Genomic DNA, 18745 nt, shown 5'->3' on the forward strand with positions numbered 1-18745 from the left:
TAAACGCCCCGATAACGCATCAACAAAAATAAGCAACACCAGATGCCGCGGCATATCCGGTGTTGCTTATTTGAATCATATTCTCTTGAATACCAAGCCGTTCACTTCGATTTAAAGATTTACCCCTCTCATGGTGGCCTCGGGATAACGGGTTCCTGCAGCGGCGCCTTTGGGAGACGTTTCATTGATAAGCTCTAGCTCTTCATGCGTTAGCTCAATATGGACGGATTCCATATTTTCCTCCAAATATGCGGTCCGTTTGGTTCCCGGAATAGGCACGATATCCTTACCCTGTGCAAGCAGCCAAGCTAATGCAAGCTGGGATGGCTTGCAACCTTTTTTCATGGCGATTTCTTTTATTCGATCTACAAGCTCAAGGTTCTTCCTGAAATTGTCTCCTTGAAATCTTGGCGATAATCGGCGATAATCATCTTCTGCCAAATCCTCGAACTTTTGAATCTGTCCTGTTAGAAAACCGCGCCCTAGCGGACTATATGGAACAAAGCCAATGCCCAGCTCTCTGCAGGCAGGAAGAATTTCATCCTCCACATCACGGCTCCAAAGTGAGTATTCGGTTTGCAGCGCTGTTATCGGATGAACCGAATGTGCGCGGCGAACCGTAGCTGCGGATGCTTCGGATAAACCGATGTAACGAACCTTGCCGGCCTGTACTAGATCAGTCATCGCACCAACGGTTTCCTCAATTGGGGTATTAGGATCGACTCTGTGCTGGTAATACAAGTCAATGTAATCAACACCCAAACGACGGAGACTCGCATCGCAAGCTTGTTTAACATATTCGGGACGACCATTTACCCCAAGAAAGGCTCCATCTTCACCTCGGACATTACCGAATTTGGTTGCTATAATAGCTTGGGCCCTTTTTCCCTTTAGAGCACGTCCAAGAAGCTCTTCGTTCTTACCTACGCCGTACATATCAGCCGTATCAAAGAAAGTAATACCCAGCTCCAAAGCGCGATGAATTGTGCGAGTCGACTCTTCCTCATTCCTGCCGCTGTAAAAGTCGGACATGCCCATACACCCGAGCCCTAACTCCGACACTGTCAAGCTGCTTCCTAAAGTCCTCGTCTTCATCATGATTCCACCTCTCGGCTAAAATATGAACTGCTGTCCATAATACCCATTATACTACTCATTCATTCCTTTAAACTAAGCTTCAAAAAATGAAAAGAATATGCCGTAACGCAAGTTACTCACTCTAGATCATAGAGCATCTTCACTATGAATTCAAACAACGATGGATGTCAATGGGATGATATTTATTTCAACCATTCCATTAATCTCTGCGTTAGGATACCGCCCAAATATATACCTGCGATGCCCATTACGCCAGGAAGGACTGGCGGCGCTGGAAGCGGTAATTTTAGCAATTTAAAAATAGCTCCAACGATAAGTCCGGCAATTAATGCCATTAATAATTCTTTCATTCATGCTACACTCCATTATCAAAAGGTTTGAAATTTTTTTCCCGGATATCTTATCCCTTCAACAACCAAGCCAATGAATGTAAAAAACTCCCCCTATAGGGAGTTAGTCCGCTCGATCATCACCGGTTAACAGACCAGTGATTTCATTATTCATCTCCACAGGCAGCCTGCTTTTAAAATAATCCAGCATGGCGCTGACCGCTCTCTCGGCCTGTGGCTCTGTAATACCAGCTTCGCGTGATACATGCTCTCGAATAATGTGCTTCATCATAACCTCCACTTTACTTCATGGTTTATTACCTTAGTAGTATTTGTTGGAAATGAGCAATTATGCAGCTTAAACAGTCCCTTCTGCATGATCGTGTCCTGTCCCGTCACGCCGGTAACCAATCATGATGCCACCCGTAGCAGGATGCTGTTTCACTCAATCCGGCTTCGCAGCTGCTCCAAAAGCCGGCCTCAGGCTCTAGACAAATATAATCCATTCTGCAAGCGATCCGGGACAGTTCCTTGGTAAAAAGATCGGACATCAAAATCCCCCTAATCGAATAAATGCAGGAGGTGCCTCCTCCAAGTCCATTGACTTGCGTTTCTTCATTAGCGCCGATGCCGGACCAAAAAATGTGCGCAATTAACTCCTCCTATTTCCAATTGTGTAACTTGGCTCAACGACATATACATAGGACAAAATAGCCCGGGCATATATTTTAAAATAAACAAATTACGGGGTGATCACATGAGTAAAGAATCAATGACGCTTGGACAATTCATGGATAGACCGCAAAAACGATACCGGCCTCATCGTTCCGTGCTACTGATCAGAATTCCTGGAGGGAGAAGAACATCCCGGATTATTCGTTATATCTTCAACGGCAAAAAAGCTTAGCCGGACCCGGCAGCGGTGTTCCGGCTAAGCTTTTTCCACAAATTTGAACCATAGTGTGATACAATATCACAGAAATCATATCTCATATCTCGGATGGTGTAACTATGCGCTATGTACTCTTATTCGTAGCAATCCTTCTTTATTCTGTAGGAAATCTGCTTTTTGCCGTTCCTAACCACATTATGAACGGCGGAATCACCGGTCTAAGCCAGCTATCTTATTATGTGTTTAAGACAAATATCGGCCTAAGCCTTTTACTGTTTAATTTGCCGCTTTTCATTTATTCTTTTTTTAAATACCGTGATTTATTTTATAAATCGGTAGCCAGTATGATCGTGTTTTCCCTTGCCATCGGATTATTGCAGGATTATATCATTCCTTTTGGAGTTCAGAATATTTGGATCGGCAGTATCGTCGGCGGCTTTTGGATGGGAATTTCCTTAGGCATTCTCTCGAGGTTGAACGCCAGCTTGGGGGGCGGCTCCCTGCTTGGCAGGATGCTTCATCTACGTTACGGCTTTTCTCTTAGCAAATCGATTTTTTTCGTGGATGCTTCGGTCTATCCGCTCAGTCTATTTATTATTGGGGGAACGGAGACCATATTTTCATTGATCTTAACCGCTTTTAGCGCTTTTGGCGTGTACGTGGTCGGCTTGTTATCGGAACGAGTACCTGCGAAAGATAAAAAACCATCCTTTCAATAAAGATGATTTGAATGGGCGGGACGATTAGGAATAACTTTAACTTAAACGAAAAGCTGCCCCGAACGGGCAGCTTATACTTATTTTGATATGGTTTGACGAACCCCATAATGGCCACGCCCGGTCAAGCGGGCTTGGGGGAAAACCTGACGAAGCGCAACGGTAATTACGGTAGCCCCAGCGGCCTTAATCGCATCTCCCGGAAGATAAGGATAAAAGCCTGCCGCCATGGCCTTGTCCAAAGAGAATCCTGCCACATGGGCAAGCCATGGAACTCCTGTCACATACAGGAGCAAAGAACCGAAGCATTCCATGATCAGAAAAATAAGCACGTATCCTAGCCATCCATTGCTGCGTACTTTATTCACCAGGAGGCCAATAAGAAGCGCAGCGAACGGCCACATGACGACGTAACCTCCGGTAGGGCCAAGAAGGGCCGTTATGCCGCTTTTGTTTTGAAGTAAAGGAAATCCAAGCGCAGTCAAAACAATGACAATCATCATACTGAAAAAGCCGTAGCGTGCTCCAAGTAATCCTCCGGCCAGCATCACCGCCAGCGTTTGCAGCGTGATCGGCACCGGTGTAAACCCGAGCGGAATGCTGACATAACCGAAAACAACGACCAGTGCTGCGAATAAGGCGCTGAATGCAACGCCTCTTAAAGTTAAAGTTTTTGCCAATTGTGTTTCTTCCCTTCATTATGATACAGTATAATTTAATTTGATTGTCAACTAAATCAGCAAGGATCAGGTTAACAATGTGCAATACGCATTATAGCATGTGAATAAAGGAATGGATAGACCGATGAGTGCAATTTCTCAAACTGTTTATAAATTGGAGCAGGTGTCCGTCGATTATCATGGGGGCCCATCGGAACAACCGGCTCTGCAGCAGATATCCCTAGAGCTGGCCAAAGGCTCATGGACAGCCGTCATCGGGGACAACGGCAGCGGCAAAAGCACATTTTCCAAGGTACTGGCCGGATTGATTCCCGTTTCGGAAGGTCGGCTGATCCTGACTGAGGGACATTCTGTACATATGGTGCTGCAGAATCCGGAGACGCAAATTCTGGGTGAGACCGTCTATGAAGAAATGAATATGAGCTTGCGGGATCCTCATCACCGCACCCCGGACGAACAGAAATCAATCATGCTCCATACGCTGAATGAGGTCGGTTTATCGGTACCACTCGATACTCCGATCAAAGCCCTTTCAGGAGGACAAAAGCAGCTTTTGAACATGACCTGCTGCTTGGCCGCCAGAGCGGATTTGATCGTGTTTGACGAAGCCACCTCCATGCTGGACCCCGAGTCCCGCAATGCCGTGTTGAAGGCAACCGCCAAGCTTATAAGGGCTGGGCATACGATCGTTTGGGTGACCCACCGAATGGAGGAGCTTTGCTTCTCCGATAGAGTTTTGCTGCTCGATCAGGGACGGCTTGCCTTTGATGGAACCTGTGAACAGTTTTTTTATGGCGGGGACCTTTCCGATGCACCTACTCCATGTGAGCGGTTCGGATTCGAGCCGCCTTATGTCGTGCAAGTCGTTGGTGCTTTGCACAAGCTTGGACATAAGCTGCCTATCCGGCCTTTATTTCCCCATCAGTTAAGTCAGGCAGTGATGACCTTATGCCAATAAAAGTAAGCGGAATGACGGTATTTGCGGATCATCGGCGGACCGATGCCATTTTGAATCATATCCAATGTACCTTTCAAGACCGGGCGATTACACTTGTCATCGGCAAAGCGGGATCAGGTAAATCCACTCTGCTCCGCTCGCTGGCCGGCTTGACGGAAATAAGCGAAGGCAGCGTATGGTATGACGATCTCTCTTTATGGAACAATGGCCGGATCGACCGTTCGCTTTTGCTTCGCAGCGCTCTGGCTTTTCAGTTTCCCGAGCATCAGCTGTTCGCCCGTACGGTTCAAAGTGAATTGGATTACTCTCTAAAAGCTTACCGACTCCCCCATCCGGAAAAGCTTCGCCGCATCAGCACCGCCATGAAAGGACAACGGCTGCCTGCATCGTTTCTGCCCCTCTCCCCTTTTATTCTTAGCGGAGGCCAAAAGCGGCGGGTGGCTCTTGCATCGATCCTGGCTGCCGAAACTCCATGGCTGCTGCTTGACGAGCCTTCAGCGGGCCTGGACGGCAAATCGCTAACCCGGCTGAAAGAGGAGCTGATTCAGTGGAAGCGCCGCTGCGGAATTGTTCTCGTTACCCATGATTTGGATGCCTTTTTGCCGATTGCTGATCGGGTCCTTTTATTGGAGCAAGGACAGATCATCGCAGATCTGACTCCCGAGGAGCTATACCTGAGATCAGATATGCTGGTACAAGCCGGAATCGGCCTCACCGATGCGATGAAGGTCAACGCTTCGCTTCGCGATGCAGGCTTTCTCATTCCGTCCGACGCGTTAACACCTCAGCAAATAGCCCAATCGCTTGCCCACAACCTCAGCGGCTCGCCGCGGCAGCCGGAGGAGCGCTCAACACAGCGGATACAATCCAAGAGTAATCAACGTTCTGCTAAAGCCCGGCGAACTTGGGCGGACCGGCCGGCCAGAAGCTTTATATATAGTATGGATACCAAGCTAAAGTGGCTGATCTATATGCTGATCTCGGCGGGAATCATCCTTCAGAATCAATGGGAGGGCTTATGGATCGGCCTGCTTTTCGCAGTCTTAAGCATATCTTTCCTCAGTCGGGAGGATCGTCTTAAGCTGAAGCGGATGAGTAAGCCTCTGCTTTGGTTCATGGCCATAGCGGTTTTTATTTCCGGAATACAGATCAGCTTCACACAAGGAATTCCATGGACGGACAGATTCGGTTTTTCCTTTGGTTCCGCTCAGGAAACTTTGCGCAGATTATTCACCTTTTTTGACATCACGTTAATCGGCCTTGTCTTTACGCTGTCAACCAGTACTTCCAATATGAAGCTGGGGCTTGAAATCGCGCTCCGTCCGCTGAAACGGATCAAGGTACCAACCGAGCTGTTGGCTTTAACCGCTTCTCTGGTACTCAGATTCATCCCTCTTATTATTGAAGAGACGGAGCGATTTGCCATGATCGCCAAGGCCCGCGGCAAACGGACTACCAGACATGGTCAAATCGGTATAAGAGAAATCCCGGTGTTCGTCATTCCTCTGCTGATCTCATTGTTTCAAGCGGTAGAAGACCTCATCGTGGCCATGGAGATGAAAGGATATACGAACCGATCTCCGCAGCCCTTGTCTATGGTTAAGACCGAAGGACTGTCCGGAAAGGCCGCTTTGCTCATCAGCTTTATCTTTTTCTTCATTCTAGTTGGGATACGATTATTTGTTTAGAAGGGAAGGGGTGACAAGCCATGGATATTCGACATCATTTGCTATGTTTATTAGGCTTTCAAGGGATGGGGTATTCTCCTGAGTTCACCAGCAATATGACGATGATATATGAGCAGCTTCGAACCGAGCCGGCAACATGGGTGACGATCGTTCACGGCAGCGATGATCTTTGCCGATGCTATCCTGCCGACAAGCCCAATCACTGTGAAACGAAAAGCGTGCATGAGAGAGATGCTACGGTATTGCAAAGGCTCGGATTAGCTCCGGGTGATCAGCTCTCGTGGCAGGATATCCTTCAGCTTCTGGAAAATCACATCATGCCGAGGGACATTTCACTGATATGCACATCATGCCCTTGGCTGCCTTATGGCGTATGTGAAAAAGGGGCAGCCCGTGTTGCAGCAGGAAGCGGATTGGCTGCACTGCCAAGCGGCCGCGGCAAAGCTTGCGGTTCAGGAAAGCCATGATCTTGGCAGTGAGCCATCTCAATGGCAATGTCTTTGAACGTGACACTACATCCGCTTGACTCGTGCGGGAGTCTCCTCAAGCACCGGCAGACCGCCGGCTAATCTCGCGCCGGACCGCCGGTGCTACCTCAGCAGCCAACAGCTCAATAGCTTCGGCCACCCGGCTGTATGGCTGACCGCCGATATCGATCTGGGCTACAAAGCGGTGATGTCCGAACATCTCATACTGGTAAAGAATCTTCTCTACGATTTGCTCCGGACTGCCCACGGCCAGCCCCTCCTCAGGACGAACAAAATAATCGAATTCGGAGCGTGATAACGAGAATCTGCGGCCTCTCTCCCGCATAAGAGGACCCCAATAATTCGCATAGTAGGGAAAAAACTCATCCAAAGCCTGCTTGGATGTCTTCGCGATATACCCGTGGCTGTTAACCGATATCTTAAGACCCGCAGGATTGTGGCCGGCTTCCAGGTATGCCTGCTTATAGACATCGACGCGCGCTTTGAAAAAGGACGGGTCGCCGCTGAGCAGCGCCATCGCCATACCTTTTCCCAGCATGCCGGCTCTCGCCGCACTCTCCATCGTTCCCCCGACGCCGATCCAGACCGGCAAGGGGTCTTGTATCGGCCGCGGAGAGATTTCAGCATCATGCAAAGCCGGACGGAAACGGCCGTTCCAAGTTACCCGTTCATTTGCGGTCAGCTCCAGCAACAGCCCGATTTTCTCCTTGAACAGTTCTTCATAGTCATCCAAACGATATCCAAACAGCGGGAAGGATTCAACAAACGCCCCACGGCCGGCGATAATTTCGGCGCGTCCGTTTGAAATCAAATCCAACGAGGCGAAATCCTCAAAGACCGTTACGGGATCAGAGGTGCTAAGTACTGTCGTGGCGCTGGTCAGACGAATTCGTTTGGTCACCTGGGCGATCGCCGCAAGGACAACGGGTGTGGAAGAGGCCGCAAAGTCCAGACGGTGATGCTCCCCAAAGCCAAAAACGTCCAATCCGGCCTCATCGGCCAGCTTGGCTGCGGCTATGATTTCTTCCAGACGCTGTCGGGCGCTGATGGTCCGGCCTGTCTGCGGATCAGGAAGCAGATCCCCGAAGGTATATACCCCGAATTCAAAATCCGTTCCATGTTCTTTTGTTTTTTCCTCATTCATAGCGACCTCTCCTTAGAAAAATGAACTGATAATCAATACTATTTATATTATGCATCTTTAAGGTAAAATTCGGAAGTAGGCTAACCGATCTCAACACAAGACTGTTATAATGTTCAATGTAAAATGAAAGAACGCATTTGTCTTATCAGGAGGTTGTCGGATGAACACAAAGGTGGAGCAGTCGTTAAACACGACGATAAGGAACTGGAACGCCATGTCGGGAGCAAGCCAGGATGATGCTGAAGGGGCTGCGAATGAATTCGAGTCTTCCTTTTATCTTTTTATCGATGCGTTACGAAACTGGACTTATGAATTGGATCAACAGCCGCGGACTTTGGAGGAATTCTTCGAATTACCCATGGTCCAGAAGATTTTGAATCTGCTTCCTGCGCCGCTGCATTTGAATTTTGAGACCGAAGCCGAGCTCATTGTTGACCGGAAAACTAGAATCGAAGACGCCAAGTACGATTAGGAGATGAACTCGCTATCCTGCTAAAGTCTGATGAATAATAAAAAGGCAATCCCCCCGCTCAATGAGGAAAGGGATTGCCTTTTTATTCAATAGGATCAACGTTTGGTCTCGAGCGGTTTAAGATTGGCTTCGATCGATTCCCTCCGGTTCTCTAAGAACGGCGGAAGGGAAAGCGACTCGCCTAAAGACTCGAATGGTTCATCGGTTACAAATCCCGGACCATCAGTAGCAAGCTCGAACAGTATACCGTTGGGCTCGCGGAAGTATAAGGATCGGAAATAATATCTTTCTACAAAACCGGAGTTCGGCAATCCCGCTTTATTGAGGACTTCGATCCAGGCAAGCAGCTCTTCTTTGTCCTCCACACGGAAGGCCACGTGATGAACGCCTCCTTTGCCCTGACGCCCGACAGCCAGATCACTGCGCGGCTCAACCTGCACTTCCGCACCCGAGCCTCCCTCACCCGTTTGCATAATAATGATATCGTCTTGACCTTCGACAAGTGCCGGAACGCGGATTTTCTCTGTAAAACCTATGAGACGAAGTGCCGCTATGGTGGATTCCGGTTTACGTACGGTCAGCTTCACCGGGCCTAATCCAATAATGCCGAACTCAGCCGGTACCGGGCTTTTATCCCACGAAATTCCGCCTTTAACGCCGCTATTCTTCTCATCGGAGACCAGTGCAAGCTTTTGTCCTTCCGGATCTTCAAAAAAGATGACGTTGCGTCCAGCAAATTCTGTAACCGGCGAATGCTTTACACCTTTTTCCGTGAAGCGCTCCACCCAATATTGAAGCGCTGCATCGCTGGGCACGCGCAGCGACGTTCCCGAAATGCTGCTCACCCCAGGGCTTGCTGGGCCGATCCCGGGAAAGTCAAAGAAGGTGAGCTCGGTTCCCGGATTCCCTCTTTCATCACCGTAAAATAAATGATAGGCTGATGTATCATCCTGGTTTACCGTCTTCTTAACCAGGCGCATACCGAGTACCTCCGTGTAGAATTGATAATTCCCCGGTGCGTTTCCTGTCATAGCGGATAAATGATGAATCCCTTTTACGTTCATGTTTAACCATCCTTTCATGATTGCAATTTTTTTAATAAGGCGTACAGCTGCTTTTGCTCCGATGAATTCAGTTTTCCGAATTGTGCCGCCTGAAATCGTTCTTGAAGCGGAACAACCTCATCAAATAAGGCTTGACCCGCTTCTGTAAGCGACACGTACTTGCTTTTCCAATCCTGCTCACGTACGATCCAGCCCAGCTCCTCCACTTTTCGAATCAGCTGGGTGATGTTTCCCTTGGTAACTACAAGCTTTTCGGCCAGCTCCTGCTGTGTAATGCGCCCAGCTGCACCCACCTGGGCCAGTACATCAAACTGGGCAGCCGTCATATTCCATTTTTTTAAGTGATGATTGGTTTCACGAATACTTTGGTTATAAAAACGGGATAACCGGAACCATAACAGGATTCCGCGTCGTTCCTCCTGCTTGGTCAATGCATTGGATTCGCCGTTTGCCGACACTCGAGTCACCTCCCTTTCTAATCCTTACCCTTTTAGTTTAGTTCTAAACCTGTGATTAGTATATAACTAAACTGATAATAACACAACAAAAAAAGAGACACCTTTTGAGATGTCTCCTCGATATGCAGTGATGCCTTCTTAGTTTAGGCCACCCATGACGGGATGCGGTACATAAGGATCTTCCAGACTCTGAATTTCTTCAGGTGTCAGTCGGATCGAAAGCGCCGCAACCGCATCGTCCAGATGATGCTCCTTCGTTGCCCCAACAATTGGTGCCGTAACCGGTTCTTTTTGCAGTACCCATGCAAGCGCAATCTGAGCACGCGGGACTCCGCGCTTCTTAGCAACCTCTGCTACCCGCTCAACAACCTTACGATCGGCATCAGCCGTTAATGAATAAAGCTTCTTCCCGAATTCATCCGTTTCCGAACGGGCGCTCATTTCATCCCAATCACGTGTGAGTCTGCCTCTTGCAAGCGGGCTCCAGGGGATGATGCCGATCTTTTCCTCTTTACAGAGCGGCAGCATTTCGCGCTCCTCTTCACGGTAAAGGAGATTCAAATAATTTTGCATCGTAACAAAACGCGTCCATCCGTTGCGCTCTGCAATATGTAAAGCCTTGAGGAACTGCCAAGCATACATAGAGGACGCCCCGATGTAACGCACCTTGCCGGATTTTACCACGTCATGAAGCGCCTCCATCGTTTCTTCGATAGGCGTATGATTGTCCCAGCGATGAATTTGATAAAGGTCGACATAATCGGTCCCAAGCCTTCTTAAGCTGTTATCGATTTCAGACATTATCGCTTTTCGTGAAAGACCCGAACCATTGGGACCCGGGCGCATGCGGCCATGTACTTTCGTCGCGATGACTACTTCGTCCCGTTTGGCGAAATCCTTCAACGCTCGCCCGACAATCTCCTCACTAGTTCCGTCAGAATATACATTCGCCGTATCGAAGAAGTTAATGCCAAGGTCAAGCGCTTTCTTAATGAATGGCCTGCTTTGTTCTTCGTTCAAAGACCAAGGGTGCGTACCTCTATCGGGATCTCCGTAGCTCATGCAGCCAAGACAAAGCCTGGAAACATCCAGTCCGGTAGATCCAAGTTTCACGTATTCCATCTTGTCACTCCTGTTCTTTCTTTGTAATGGTCGGACGATGAAGATGATGCCTTCCTTCTTATCTTATCGCAAGCTCTCCCCAAACAAAAGCTCTAATTCCAATAATAACCATTCCAAAATAAGCCCATCTCAATGCGTTATGGACTCCGTTTGTACGTTGGCTTAGCTAACATTCGGTAACAAAATCGTAAATTGTGTTCCGTTGTCTTTTTCACCTCTTACCAGTACTTGGCCTCCTAAAGACCAGATAATTTGAAAACTAATCATCATGGATATCCGTTTTAATCACAACATTATGTGATGTGGAATACTTTTACTTGAAACAGCCCGAAACTTTTCGTCGAAAAATCCAGGGAAAGGAAGAAAAGGAGCGAATAATGGCGGAAAAATAGTTTTTCATCCATATTACAGATAATTCTGAATATTTACATATCTTTAACATTTGTTTTATGATGTGGTTAAGGAGGTCAACATCATAATGATTGCGATTACATTCCAATTTTATAGCGGGAGGTGACAGGTATGGGACCATGATTGACGTTTACAAGATTCAATTTGGGAATGCGACGGTCCGCAGACTCGAATTGAAATTGAAATAAAACCTTCTTCTGAAAGGAGAGGAGTCCGTTGGACCACGTTAGCGAAGCATGTCCATAATGAGCGGCATGCGGGAACTCAGAAGTTATGATTGAAATGGAGTGCGTTTAATACATTGGACAAGTCAAAGACAACATAGGGACCATCCGTTATCCAAGATAATGGGGTCCCTATTTGTGTTCCATTTAATGATTGGGCTTCTTCAGGTTCGCCGGATTTTCTCGAAGCACCGGCAATTTCCCATAGGTTCCGGCACGCCAAGCCCACTCCAGCGGTCCCATACGATAGCGGTGAAGCCAAATCCGGCTCCACACGACCTGGAGCATGGAAAGAATCACAGTATAAATAAAACATGCCCATAGAGGCCATAAAGCAGCATCCCGCAAAATAACGTATAGAAGGAGCATGGTCAGGATGGACTGCGTCAAGTAATTTGTAAAAGCCATCCGGCCGACCGCGGCCAAGCCTCCAAACCATTGTTCACCGAATTTACGAATCAAAAGCAGCAGCGTACAAATATAGAATACGGCCATCGTTTTGCCGGATAAGAACGTATATTGGTACACATAGTTTGGATTATAGGATGAATCTGAAGCATAGAAATGTACCATCGGAATAAAGAACAGGATGGATATGAACAGTGAAATCCACTGCATGCGCCTTAACCTGTTAGCAGAAAACCCTTTACCCGCAAACCAGCCCTTCTTGCCGGCATAAAGTCCGAGCAGAAACAACCCCAGAATCTCCGGGCCTCTCAGGAATAAGTTCAATGTGCTGTACGTTAACAAAAAATCGATGCGCTCTTCCAGATTCGGAACGGTCAGAAAAAGGGGGCTGCTCAGCTCTTCCGGAACCAATAAGATGGAAAGCAAGGTAGAAGCGATGGTGATGAGTCCCGAGAGAATAAGTAGGATCCAGCTCCAGACCAGAATTGTCTTCTCCTTCCTTCTGTAGAGCATGAGAAGGATAAACCCGAGAATGGCGTACGTGTGCAGCACATCCCCAAACCATATCATTACCCCATGGACAATCCCGACGATGAGAAGGATCAGCAGCCGTCTTGTCATCCATCTGCTGGCAGCAAAGCCCCGCCGTTCTGCTCTTTGCATGAACAGATAAAAGCTCAACCCGAATAAAAAGGCAAACAGGGTATAAAACTTGGTCTGTATGAACATATCGTAGAGAAGCCGGAAAAATGCATTGGAGCCGGAATACTCCGATACAAAAGCAACGCCGCTTCCAAGCATCTCAGGTATATTGACTACGCAGATGCCCAATACGGCAAAACCGCGTAGAATATCTACCTCCCCTAGTCTTTCTCTGTACTGCCCTTGAAGCTCATGCATGTACAAGTTCTCCTCATCCGTATCACATTCGATTCATATAGATCGGCGGCAGTCTGAACGCTCCTCTTTCCATTCTTGTGTCGTATTCATCGACAAGCTCTGACTAGTTGAATTTTTCCGGGAGAGTTTTAATGATCTCTTCATATTGCAAAGCAACCGCCACTTCAAGGATATGAACCGGATTTTGATGGGCATAGGCCAGCAGCAGTTCTTTATTAAACTCATCATCATTCATTTTCAGGCTTCTTTTGATTAATTCCATCATCGCTCTTTGATTGCGAATATTCAGCTGCTCAATTTTTTCTACAGCTAATTGGATATCATTTAATTGAGTTTCATTCTCCATAACTACACTCCTAAGTTCGTTTTAACATTGTGACATATGTAAGTTTATGATCCAGTTCCTATTATACCTGCTTAGGGGTCTCCAATACCCTGTTCTTTCTCCAAAGACGATAGACCAAAAGAGTAATCGCAAGGAAAATACCATATACCGCAATCGTAATTGCAATATTTCTGGGCTCTGTCATCAAGCTGTCTCCTATCAGTGCAAATAACAGCATGGACGGTATTTTGCCTAAGGAAGAAGCTGCGGCATATGCGGCAAACGATACACGGCTTAAAGCGGAATACACGTTGACTATGATCGAAGGGATAAAAGGAATGAATCGGGTAAAGAGAATGGTCAAAAATGCATTTTTTTCAAAAAGCACCGTGATTTTGCCCAGGCTGTTATGACGATGCAGTATCCTTTCCCCCCATTCCTGGTACCCATAGCGAACAAACAAGAACATGAATAAAGAAGCGGCCGTGGAGCCTACCCACGTGAGAACCCCTCCAAGCACAGGACCAAATGCCGCGCCGATCACTCCACCGACGATAGGATACGGAATGACCGGAAATAAGGCCATCAAAGTAGCAATAAGCATAACCAAAGCAATATTAGTAGATTGCTGAAACCATGCCAAAATAACGGCCCCGTAAATATAAATCAGATAGGCAATCCCCAAGTAGAGGATCGCTAAACCTATTTTTTTAATCATGCATTCTCTCCCCGCTTGTGATCTTCTTTATCATATCATATCACGACCTCTTTCGGAAATTGACATCGGCGGCTCAACAAATAAGACGCCTGTCACCAGACGTCTTAAGTCGTTACATTCTTGTATGTGAGTTTTTATTTTCGTTATATCGCTTCTTTTAAATCGGCTAGCAAAGCTTCATACTCTTCACCAATATAGCCATACCTTCTTAGGGATTCCAGCTCCATGCGGATCGTTTCTTGATCATTCATAGACATGTCCATGAGCTCCTGCAGAGTAGCCCGCGGGTGTTCCTGAAGGTAGAGCAGCAAGCCCTTCGCCGCCCAAGACAACCGGCTGTCTCCATAATCGCCCACGATGTCACGGAATACTTTATGCGGCAGTACCTTCTGCTCAGCTAACTGCTGTAATGCTGTGGTCGCTTCCTTCATGCTCATGCGTCCTTGGGCGGCAATCTCTTCAACCGTAGGAATACCTGTAGCGCCCATATTGACATAAGTACTCAGCACCACACAAACCATTTGCTGATAAATATCGAGATCAGGAACCTTTAAAATTTCTTGTAATGTAAAATGACGTGCCGGGTTCGCTTGCTGCAAGGTTGTCATAGATCGGGTCTCCCTTATAAGTCATATATTGCTAATTGTACATAAAAAATATGACAGAATTATGACCCGTCTATTAAAACTTTATCGGCAACCGTACAACAGCTAGTAAAACCAGGAGCAAAATCACCATATAAGTTAACGCATATGGCGTCCGTATACCAAAAATTTTTTATCAGGATTGACTTGGTTCCGGTTCAAAGCCTCTATCCAAAAAACTGTCGGCTCCAGCCGAACAGCTTCATTCGTTTTACTGGCATTATTTTTTGCTTGGCGTCTTCCAATTGAACCACGGCGCATTTCTAAGGCTGGCTTGCGATCGGATCGAAAGTCACCTGGATCTGGACGATTTCCGAACGGGAGCCGATCCGAACCGGCGTCCCCCAAAATCCGTATCCGGAAGAAACAATCGAGTGCAGCTGCCCTTTCTTTAAATAACCCCAATCATTCTCATACATTCTCTGTGTAATTAAATGTGCAGGGGCGATCTGTCCCCGATGGGTATGACCCGACACCATAAGATCAATACCGTTGTTCTGTGCGATGTCCAAATCAAAAGGTTGATGATCTAAAAGAATAACGGGCTTCGATAAATCCACTTGCTTTATGAATTCGTCAAGCTCGGCTCTCGGCTGGTCTCGTCGGTCCTTACGGCCGATGAGAGTGATGCTTTCATCGATCGTTATCACTTCATCGTATAATACATTCATGCCGCTGTCCTCAAGAACTTTAATCAGGTCCGTATTTCCTTGCAGCCGGTCATGATTTCCTAAGGACGCATATACCGGGGCATTAATCCGACTCAAGATTTGGGGCATGTCTTTTTTTAGATACTGAACCACATCATCGTCAAGTATATCCCCCGGGAACAATACCAGATCGGGCTCCAAAGCATTGATGCGGTCAACAAGATTATTCGCGTGCGCAGCACCGGAAAGTGTTCCAAAATGCATATCCGAAGCCATGACGATGTTTAGATTCGGCTTGCCTTCAACCTTCTTCGGTATGTTGATTTCGTAGCTTCGGACAACCGGACTATAAGCGTTAAAGACGCCATAAGAAAATAAGCTTAGTAAGACAAAGATGGTGGTAAACCCAACCCGTTTGACGGCCTTCTCTTTAGATATCCGCATCCATCCGGCTATGAATACGGAAAGATTGGCTAACGGCAGCAGCAGGATTAAAAAAGCAAACAGAGCGATCCAGAGCGCACTGATGATAGCTAACAGCACACTTTCTTCTAATCCCCGACCCAGAAAAAACGAATAAGCCAACATAAGAAGGACAGCCACAAAGAGATATCGGATAAGCTTATTTGGGCCCCATGTTGTTTTTAACCAGACCCATCCATTCCACCCGATGTAGAACAATAGTAGATGGTATACGATAATAAATATTAATCCAAACATCATTCAAACCCCTTTAAGACCAGGACGATCGACTATATGCGTCATAATCACGGTGAATTCGATATAGCTGCCGGTTTAATACGTTCGAACTGATCTTAAAGTTTCAAATATTTTGCACCTAAAGTAAATTTGACAATTCAGTGACAATCATTTCACAGCTCAGGAAATAAAAAAACCTGCAGACCATGCCCTTAAAGCGGCATCACCTGCAGGAAATCTGAACATGCTTCGCTGCGGCCGACATGGACCTTTTGCCGCGACAAAGTTTTCTTACATCTCGATCGGATTTTGACCCTCCACTTTTACTTTGCGGATTCGATTTTTCTCAACTTCAACAATCGTAATTTTCAAATTTTCGTACTCGAATGTATCCCCTTCTTGCGGGATCCTTTCCAGCTTTTCAAAAATCCAGCCTCCTAAATTATGATAGCTGGTTTCGGGCGGTTGTATATTCATAATTTTGGAGAAATCATCCAGCTGGAGCTGGGCGTCAAACTCATATGTATTTTCATCTGTTTGAGTAATGACATTGAATTTTTCGTCATGCTCGTCCCAGATTTCACCCACAAGCTGTTCCAGAATGTCTTCCAAAGTAATTAACCCGGAGGTACCGCCGAATTCGTCAATAACGATGGACATATGTACTTTACTTTTTTGCAGTTCAAGTAACAAAGTAGCGATTTTCATTGACTTAACCACATACATGGGTTTTCGTAACAGCTTTCTTATATCAACTTCCTTGTGCTGAAGAACCTCCGCCAAAAATTCACGTTCCGACAGAATTCCTATGATGTTATCAATGTTTTTTTCATAAACCGGAATTCTTGAAAACCTCTCTTCAAAAAATACACGCTTGATTTCCTCTATGGGCTGATCCACTTCTATTGCAATCACATCCGGTCTGGGTGTAAAAACTTCTCCTACCAGAACCTCATTAAACTCCAATGAACGGTGAACCAATTCTTTTTCTTCTTTATCAATAACCCCTTCTTCTTCACTGATATCGATCATCACCTTGATTTCCTCTTCGGTTACCGAAGGCGCATTTTTCGAATCGCTGGAGAAAAGCCGGGAGACGATGAGCTTCAATTGTCTGAACAGATAATTAATCGGAGTTAAAACCGTAATGAGAAACAGCAATATTCCCGATATTTTCAATGCATAGGATTCCGCATGCTCTTTCGCAATGGATTTAGGAAGAATTTCACCAAAAATCAAGATAATTACCGTCATCACAAATGTACTGACAACAAGTCCTGTGCTGGCCCCAAACAAATCCGTGGCTGCTTTCGCCGAAATACTGGCCGCGGCAATATTTACAATATTGTTGCCAACGAGTATGGTGGACAAGGCGTTATCGAAATTTTCGACAATATATAACGCCTTCTTGCTGCCATGGCGGTTTTCATCCACATAATTTCTCAATCTGATTTTGTTCACACTGGAAAAAGCGGTTTCCGCCGATGAAAAAAATGCCGATAACAAAATTAATGCACTCAAAGTTAATAACAAGGATAAGGGTAAATCGTCCAACTGTCATTCACACTCCTGTATAATGGTTTGATCATTTTAAAAACCTAGTATACTATCCATTCTATCAAATTATTCATGAACAAGCCAAAACTGTCATAATTGCACATATTCGTCCGAAGTTTGTAGCATACCGAATACCAAACCTTCTGTATTTAATCGATCATAAAGGAGATCCGAACGATGTTTCATAAGCAAGCATTCAAATTTGGTATGACCCTGCTGCTGAGCGCCGCTCTTTTCACGGGGAGCAGCTCGGCGTTTGCCCAATCCTCCAGCTCTATAAGCTCCGAGACACTTCAAGTGACCGCATTGGGTAAAGCCTTCCAGGTGAATGTTGTCCGAATCGATTTGACCGATCCGACGCTGGAGCTTGCCCCTGCAGTAGCCAAAGGAGGAATCGGACATGACGAGGACTTCGTTTCCATGATTGAGAGAGAACGGGCTGCAGCCGCGGTAAACGGCACTTTCTTTAGCGCCTATGAGTCCAACCCATACAACCGATTTCCAAACGGGACGCTGCTGGATTCGGGAGAGCTTGTGCATTCCGGAGAAAATCAGAAGCTCAGCAATGCGCTTGTCGTGCGCAAGCTGGACAAGCCCAAGGTACAGATCGAAATCAACGACAGATATGTGCCTGATTTTCACGGCTTTATCCTAAAGGATACTACCCTGGTTCCCATCCGGCCTTTTATCACGTCGCTGAAAGCCGGCTTCCAATGGGATGCCGCAACCAGGACGGCTGTGATCACGAGCGGCAAAGTCACGTTGAAGCTGCGGGATGGCAGCTCCACCGCCGAGGTCAACGGCAAGCCAGTCTCCATCCCTGTTCCGCTGCAAATTCTCGAGGATAGCCGGATGTATGTACCGCTTCGCCTTGTGTCCGAAACGCTGGGTGCCGCGGTCCAGTGGGATCAACGCTTATATAGGGCATCTGTCAAATTGCCTTGACCAATAGCATCTAGAGTAAAGGACTGAATTTTTTTTTTTTTTTTCAGCCCCTCCTCATCAAACCGTACGTGAAGTTTTCCCTCATACGGCTTTCCGATGTTCGTCATTCATGCGCATGCGATTTACAAAAGCGTCTTTAGTCCATACATTTTGCA

General features: G+C 46.7%; 20 protein-coding genes. 6 read left to right on the forward strand and 14 right to left on the reverse strand.

The window, feature by feature from the left end; all coding sequences use genetic code 11:
- Positions 1 to 111: 111 nt before the first annotated feature.
- From ACZYR9_RS13715 to ACZYR9_RS13725, 3 genes are all read right to left on the reverse strand, one after another.
- Positions 112 to 1095, reverse strand: coding sequence for an aldo/keto reductase (locus ACZYR9_RS13715; RefSeq protein WP_488979082.1), 984 nt, complete (start codon positions 1093 to 1095; stop codon positions 112 to 114).
- Between the two features lie 185 nt (positions 1096 to 1280).
- Entirely contained in the window at positions 1281 to 1448 is a 168-nt protein-coding gene (locus ACZYR9_RS13720) for a XapX domain-containing protein (RefSeq protein WP_488979056.1), read from the reverse strand.
- Positions 1449 to 1551: 103 nt separating this feature from the next.
- Positions 1552 to 1719 carry a hypothetical protein gene (locus ACZYR9_RS13725; RefSeq protein WP_488979057.1) on the reverse strand — a complete coding sequence of 56 codons (168 nt, stop codon included), beginning with the start codon at positions 1717 to 1719 and terminating at the stop codon, positions 1552 to 1554.
- Between the two features lie 719 nt (positions 1720 to 2438).
- Between ACZYR9_RS13725 and ACZYR9_RS13730 the strand changes: the two genes are divergently transcribed.
- Positions 2439 to 3038: a YitT family protein gene (locus ACZYR9_RS13730; protein WP_488979058.1), complete on the forward strand. Its 600-nt coding sequence runs from the start codon at positions 2439 to 2441 to the stop codon at positions 3036 to 3038.
- Between the two features lie 77 nt (positions 3039 to 3115).
- Here ACZYR9_RS13730 and ACZYR9_RS13735 read toward each other — a convergent pair whose 3' ends face one another.
- A complete protein-coding gene (locus tag ACZYR9_RS13735) occupies positions 3116 to 3715 on the reverse strand; it encodes a biotin transporter BioY (RefSeq protein WP_488979059.1) in 600 nt (199 codons plus the stop codon).
- A gap of 124 nt (positions 3716 to 3839) precedes the next feature.
- On the opposite strand from ACZYR9_RS13735, the gene ACZYR9_RS13740 reads away from it, so the two are divergent.
- Genes ACZYR9_RS13740 through ACZYR9_RS13750 form a run of 3 tightly spaced genes read left to right on the forward strand, consistent with a single transcriptional unit; the run spans position 3840 to position 6828 of the window.
- Positions 3840 to 4673, forward strand: a complete 834-nt coding sequence (locus ACZYR9_RS13740) for an energy-coupling factor ABC transporter ATP-binding protein (RefSeq protein ID WP_488979060.1) — start codon at positions 3840 to 3842, stop codon at positions 4671 to 4673.
- A complete protein-coding gene (locus ACZYR9_RS13745; RefSeq protein ID WP_488979061.1) occupies positions 4664 to 6361 on the forward strand; it encodes an ATP-binding cassette domain-containing protein in 1698 nt (565 codons plus the stop codon). The genes ACZYR9_RS13740 and ACZYR9_RS13745 overlap by 10 nt, the downstream gene beginning before the upstream one ends.
- Before the next feature lie 20 nt (positions 6362 to 6381).
- Positions 6382 to 6828, forward strand: coding sequence for a DUF1284 domain-containing protein (locus ACZYR9_RS13750; RefSeq protein WP_488979062.1), 447 nt, complete (start codon positions 6382 to 6384; stop codon positions 6826 to 6828).
- A gap of 76 nt (positions 6829 to 6904) precedes the next feature.
- On the opposite strand, the gene ACZYR9_RS13755 is transcribed toward ACZYR9_RS13750, so the two are convergent.
- A complete protein-coding gene (locus ACZYR9_RS13755) occupies positions 6905 to 7993 on the reverse strand; it encodes an LLM class flavin-dependent oxidoreductase (protein WP_488979063.1) in 1089 nt (362 codons plus the stop codon).
- A gap of 160 nt (positions 7994 to 8153) precedes the next feature.
- On the opposite strand from ACZYR9_RS13755, the gene ACZYR9_RS13760 reads away from it, so the two are divergent.
- Positions 8154 to 8465, forward strand: a complete 312-nt coding sequence (locus tag ACZYR9_RS13760) for a hypothetical protein (RefSeq protein ID WP_488979064.1) — start codon at positions 8154 to 8156, stop codon at positions 8463 to 8465.
- Positions 8466 to 8560: 95 nt separating this feature from the next.
- On the opposite strand, the gene ACZYR9_RS13765 is transcribed toward ACZYR9_RS13760, so the two are convergent.
- From ACZYR9_RS13765 to ACZYR9_RS13805, 9 genes are all read right to left on the reverse strand, one after another.
- Positions 8561 to 9529 (reverse strand): ring-cleaving dioxygenase, encoded by a 969-nt coding sequence (locus ACZYR9_RS13765; RefSeq protein ID WP_488979065.1) that lies wholly within the window; start codon positions 9527 to 9529, stop codon positions 8561 to 8563.
- 14 nt (positions 9530 to 9543) lie between these two features.
- Positions 9544 to 9960 carry a MarR family winged helix-turn-helix transcriptional regulator gene (locus ACZYR9_RS13770; RefSeq protein ID WP_488979083.1) on the reverse strand — a complete coding sequence of 139 codons (417 nt, stop codon included), beginning with the start codon at positions 9958 to 9960 and terminating at the stop codon, positions 9544 to 9546.
- Between the two features lie 165 nt (positions 9961 to 10125).
- The gene (locus tag ACZYR9_RS13775; RefSeq protein ID WP_488979066.1) at positions 10126 to 11109 is read right to left on the reverse strand and encodes an aldo/keto reductase; all 984 of its coding nucleotides are present in this window, start codon (positions 11107 to 11109) and stop codon (positions 10126 to 10128) included.
- A gap of 782 nt (positions 11110 to 11891) precedes the next feature.
- Positions 11892 to 13052: a DUF418 domain-containing protein gene (locus ACZYR9_RS13780; RefSeq protein WP_488979067.1), complete on the reverse strand. Its 1161-nt coding sequence runs from the start codon at positions 13050 to 13052 to the stop codon at positions 11892 to 11894.
- A 103-nt stretch (positions 13053 to 13155) separates the two neighbouring features.
- The gene (locus ACZYR9_RS13785) at positions 13156 to 13398 is read right to left on the reverse strand and encodes a hypothetical protein (RefSeq protein WP_488979068.1); all 243 of its coding nucleotides are present in this window, start codon (positions 13396 to 13398) and stop codon (positions 13156 to 13158) included.
- Between the two features lie 61 nt (positions 13399 to 13459).
- The gene (locus ACZYR9_RS13790; RefSeq protein ID WP_488979069.1) at positions 13460 to 14095 is read right to left on the reverse strand and encodes a TVP38/TMEM64 family protein; all 636 of its coding nucleotides are present in this window, start codon (positions 14093 to 14095) and stop codon (positions 13460 to 13462) included.
- Positions 14096 to 14238: 143 nt separating this feature from the next.
- On the reverse strand, positions 14239 to 14703 hold the full coding sequence (locus ACZYR9_RS13795) for a hypothetical protein (RefSeq protein WP_488979070.1): 465 nt from the start codon (positions 14701 to 14703) through the stop codon (positions 14239 to 14241).
- A 299-nt stretch (positions 14704 to 15002) separates the two neighbouring features.
- The gene (locus ACZYR9_RS13800) at positions 15003 to 15932 is read right to left on the reverse strand and encodes a metallophosphoesterase (RefSeq protein WP_488979071.1); all 930 of its coding nucleotides are present in this window, start codon (positions 15930 to 15932) and stop codon (positions 15003 to 15005) included.
- A gap of 447 nt (positions 15933 to 16379) precedes the next feature.
- Positions 16380 to 17642, reverse strand: a complete 1263-nt coding sequence (locus tag ACZYR9_RS13805) for a hemolysin family protein (RefSeq protein WP_488979072.1) — start codon at positions 17640 to 17642, stop codon at positions 16380 to 16382.
- Positions 17643 to 17822: 180 nt separating this feature from the next.
- Here ACZYR9_RS13805 and ACZYR9_RS13810 point away from each other — a divergent pair, with 180 nt between their 5' ends.
- Entirely contained in the window at positions 17823 to 18590 is a 768-nt protein-coding gene (locus ACZYR9_RS13810) for a copper amine oxidase N-terminal domain-containing protein (protein ID WP_488979073.1), read from the forward strand.
- Positions 18591 to 18745 lie beyond the last annotated feature (155 nt).

The sequence above is a fragment of the Paenibacillus sp. F024 genome, from assembly GCF_057814255.1.

Excerpts from the sequence above, each read along its gene's own strand:
- ACZYR9_RS13715 (WP_488979082.1), bottom strand. The coding sequence starts at position 1,095 with ATGAAGACGAGGACTTTAGGAAGCAGCTTGACAGTGTCGGAGTTAGGG.
- ACZYR9_RS13720 (WP_488979056.1), bottom strand. The coding sequence starts at position 1,448 with ATGAAAGAATTATTAATGGCATTAATTGCCGGACTTATCGTTGGAGCT.
- ACZYR9_RS13725 (WP_488979057.1), bottom strand. The coding sequence starts at position 1,719 with ATGATGAAGCACATTATTCGAGAGCATGTATCACGCGAAGCTGGTATT.
- ACZYR9_RS13730 (WP_488979058.1), top strand. The coding sequence starts at position 2,439 with ATGCGCTATGTACTCTTATTCGTAGCAATCCTTCTTTATTCTGTAGGA.
- ACZYR9_RS13740 (WP_488979060.1), top strand. The coding sequence starts at position 3,840 with ATGAGTGCAATTTCTCAAACTGTTTATAAATTGGAGCAGGTGTCCGTC.
- ACZYR9_RS13745 (WP_488979061.1), top strand. The coding sequence starts at position 4,664 with ATGCCAATAAAAGTAAGCGGAATGACGGTATTTGCGGATCATCGGCGG.
- ACZYR9_RS13750 (WP_488979062.1), top strand. The coding sequence starts at position 6,382 with ATGGATATTCGACATCATTTGCTATGTTTATTAGGCTTTCAAGGGATG.
- ACZYR9_RS13755 (WP_488979063.1), bottom strand. The coding sequence starts at position 7,993 with ATGAATGAGGAAAAAACAAAAGAACATGGAACGGATTTTGAATTCGGG.
- ACZYR9_RS13760 (WP_488979064.1), top strand. The coding sequence starts at position 8,154 with ATGAACACAAAGGTGGAGCAGTCGTTAAACACGACGATAAGGAACTGG.
- ACZYR9_RS13765 (WP_488979065.1), bottom strand. The coding sequence starts at position 9,529 with ATGAACGTAAAAGGGATTCATCATTTATCCGCTATGACAGGAAACGCA.
- ACZYR9_RS13775 (WP_488979066.1), bottom strand. The coding sequence starts at position 11,109 with ATGGAATACGTGAAACTTGGATCTACCGGACTGGATGTTTCCAGGCTT.
- ACZYR9_RS13780 (WP_488979067.1), bottom strand. The coding sequence starts at position 13,052 with ATGCATGAGCTTCAAGGGCAGTACAGAGAAAGACTAGGGGAGGTAGAT.
- ACZYR9_RS13785 (WP_488979068.1), bottom strand. The coding sequence starts at position 13,398 with ATGGAGAATGAAACTCAATTAAATGATATCCAATTAGCTGTAGAAAAA.
- ACZYR9_RS13790 (WP_488979069.1), bottom strand. The coding sequence starts at position 14,095 with ATGATTAAAAAAATAGGTTTAGCGATCCTCTACTTGGGGATTGCCTAT.
- ACZYR9_RS13795 (WP_488979070.1), bottom strand. The coding sequence starts at position 14,703 with ATGACAACCTTGCAGCAAGCGAACCCGGCACGTCATTTTACATTACAA.
- ACZYR9_RS13810 (WP_488979073.1), top strand. The coding sequence starts at position 17,823 with ATGTTTCATAAGCAAGCATTCAAATTTGGTATGACCCTGCTGCTGAGC.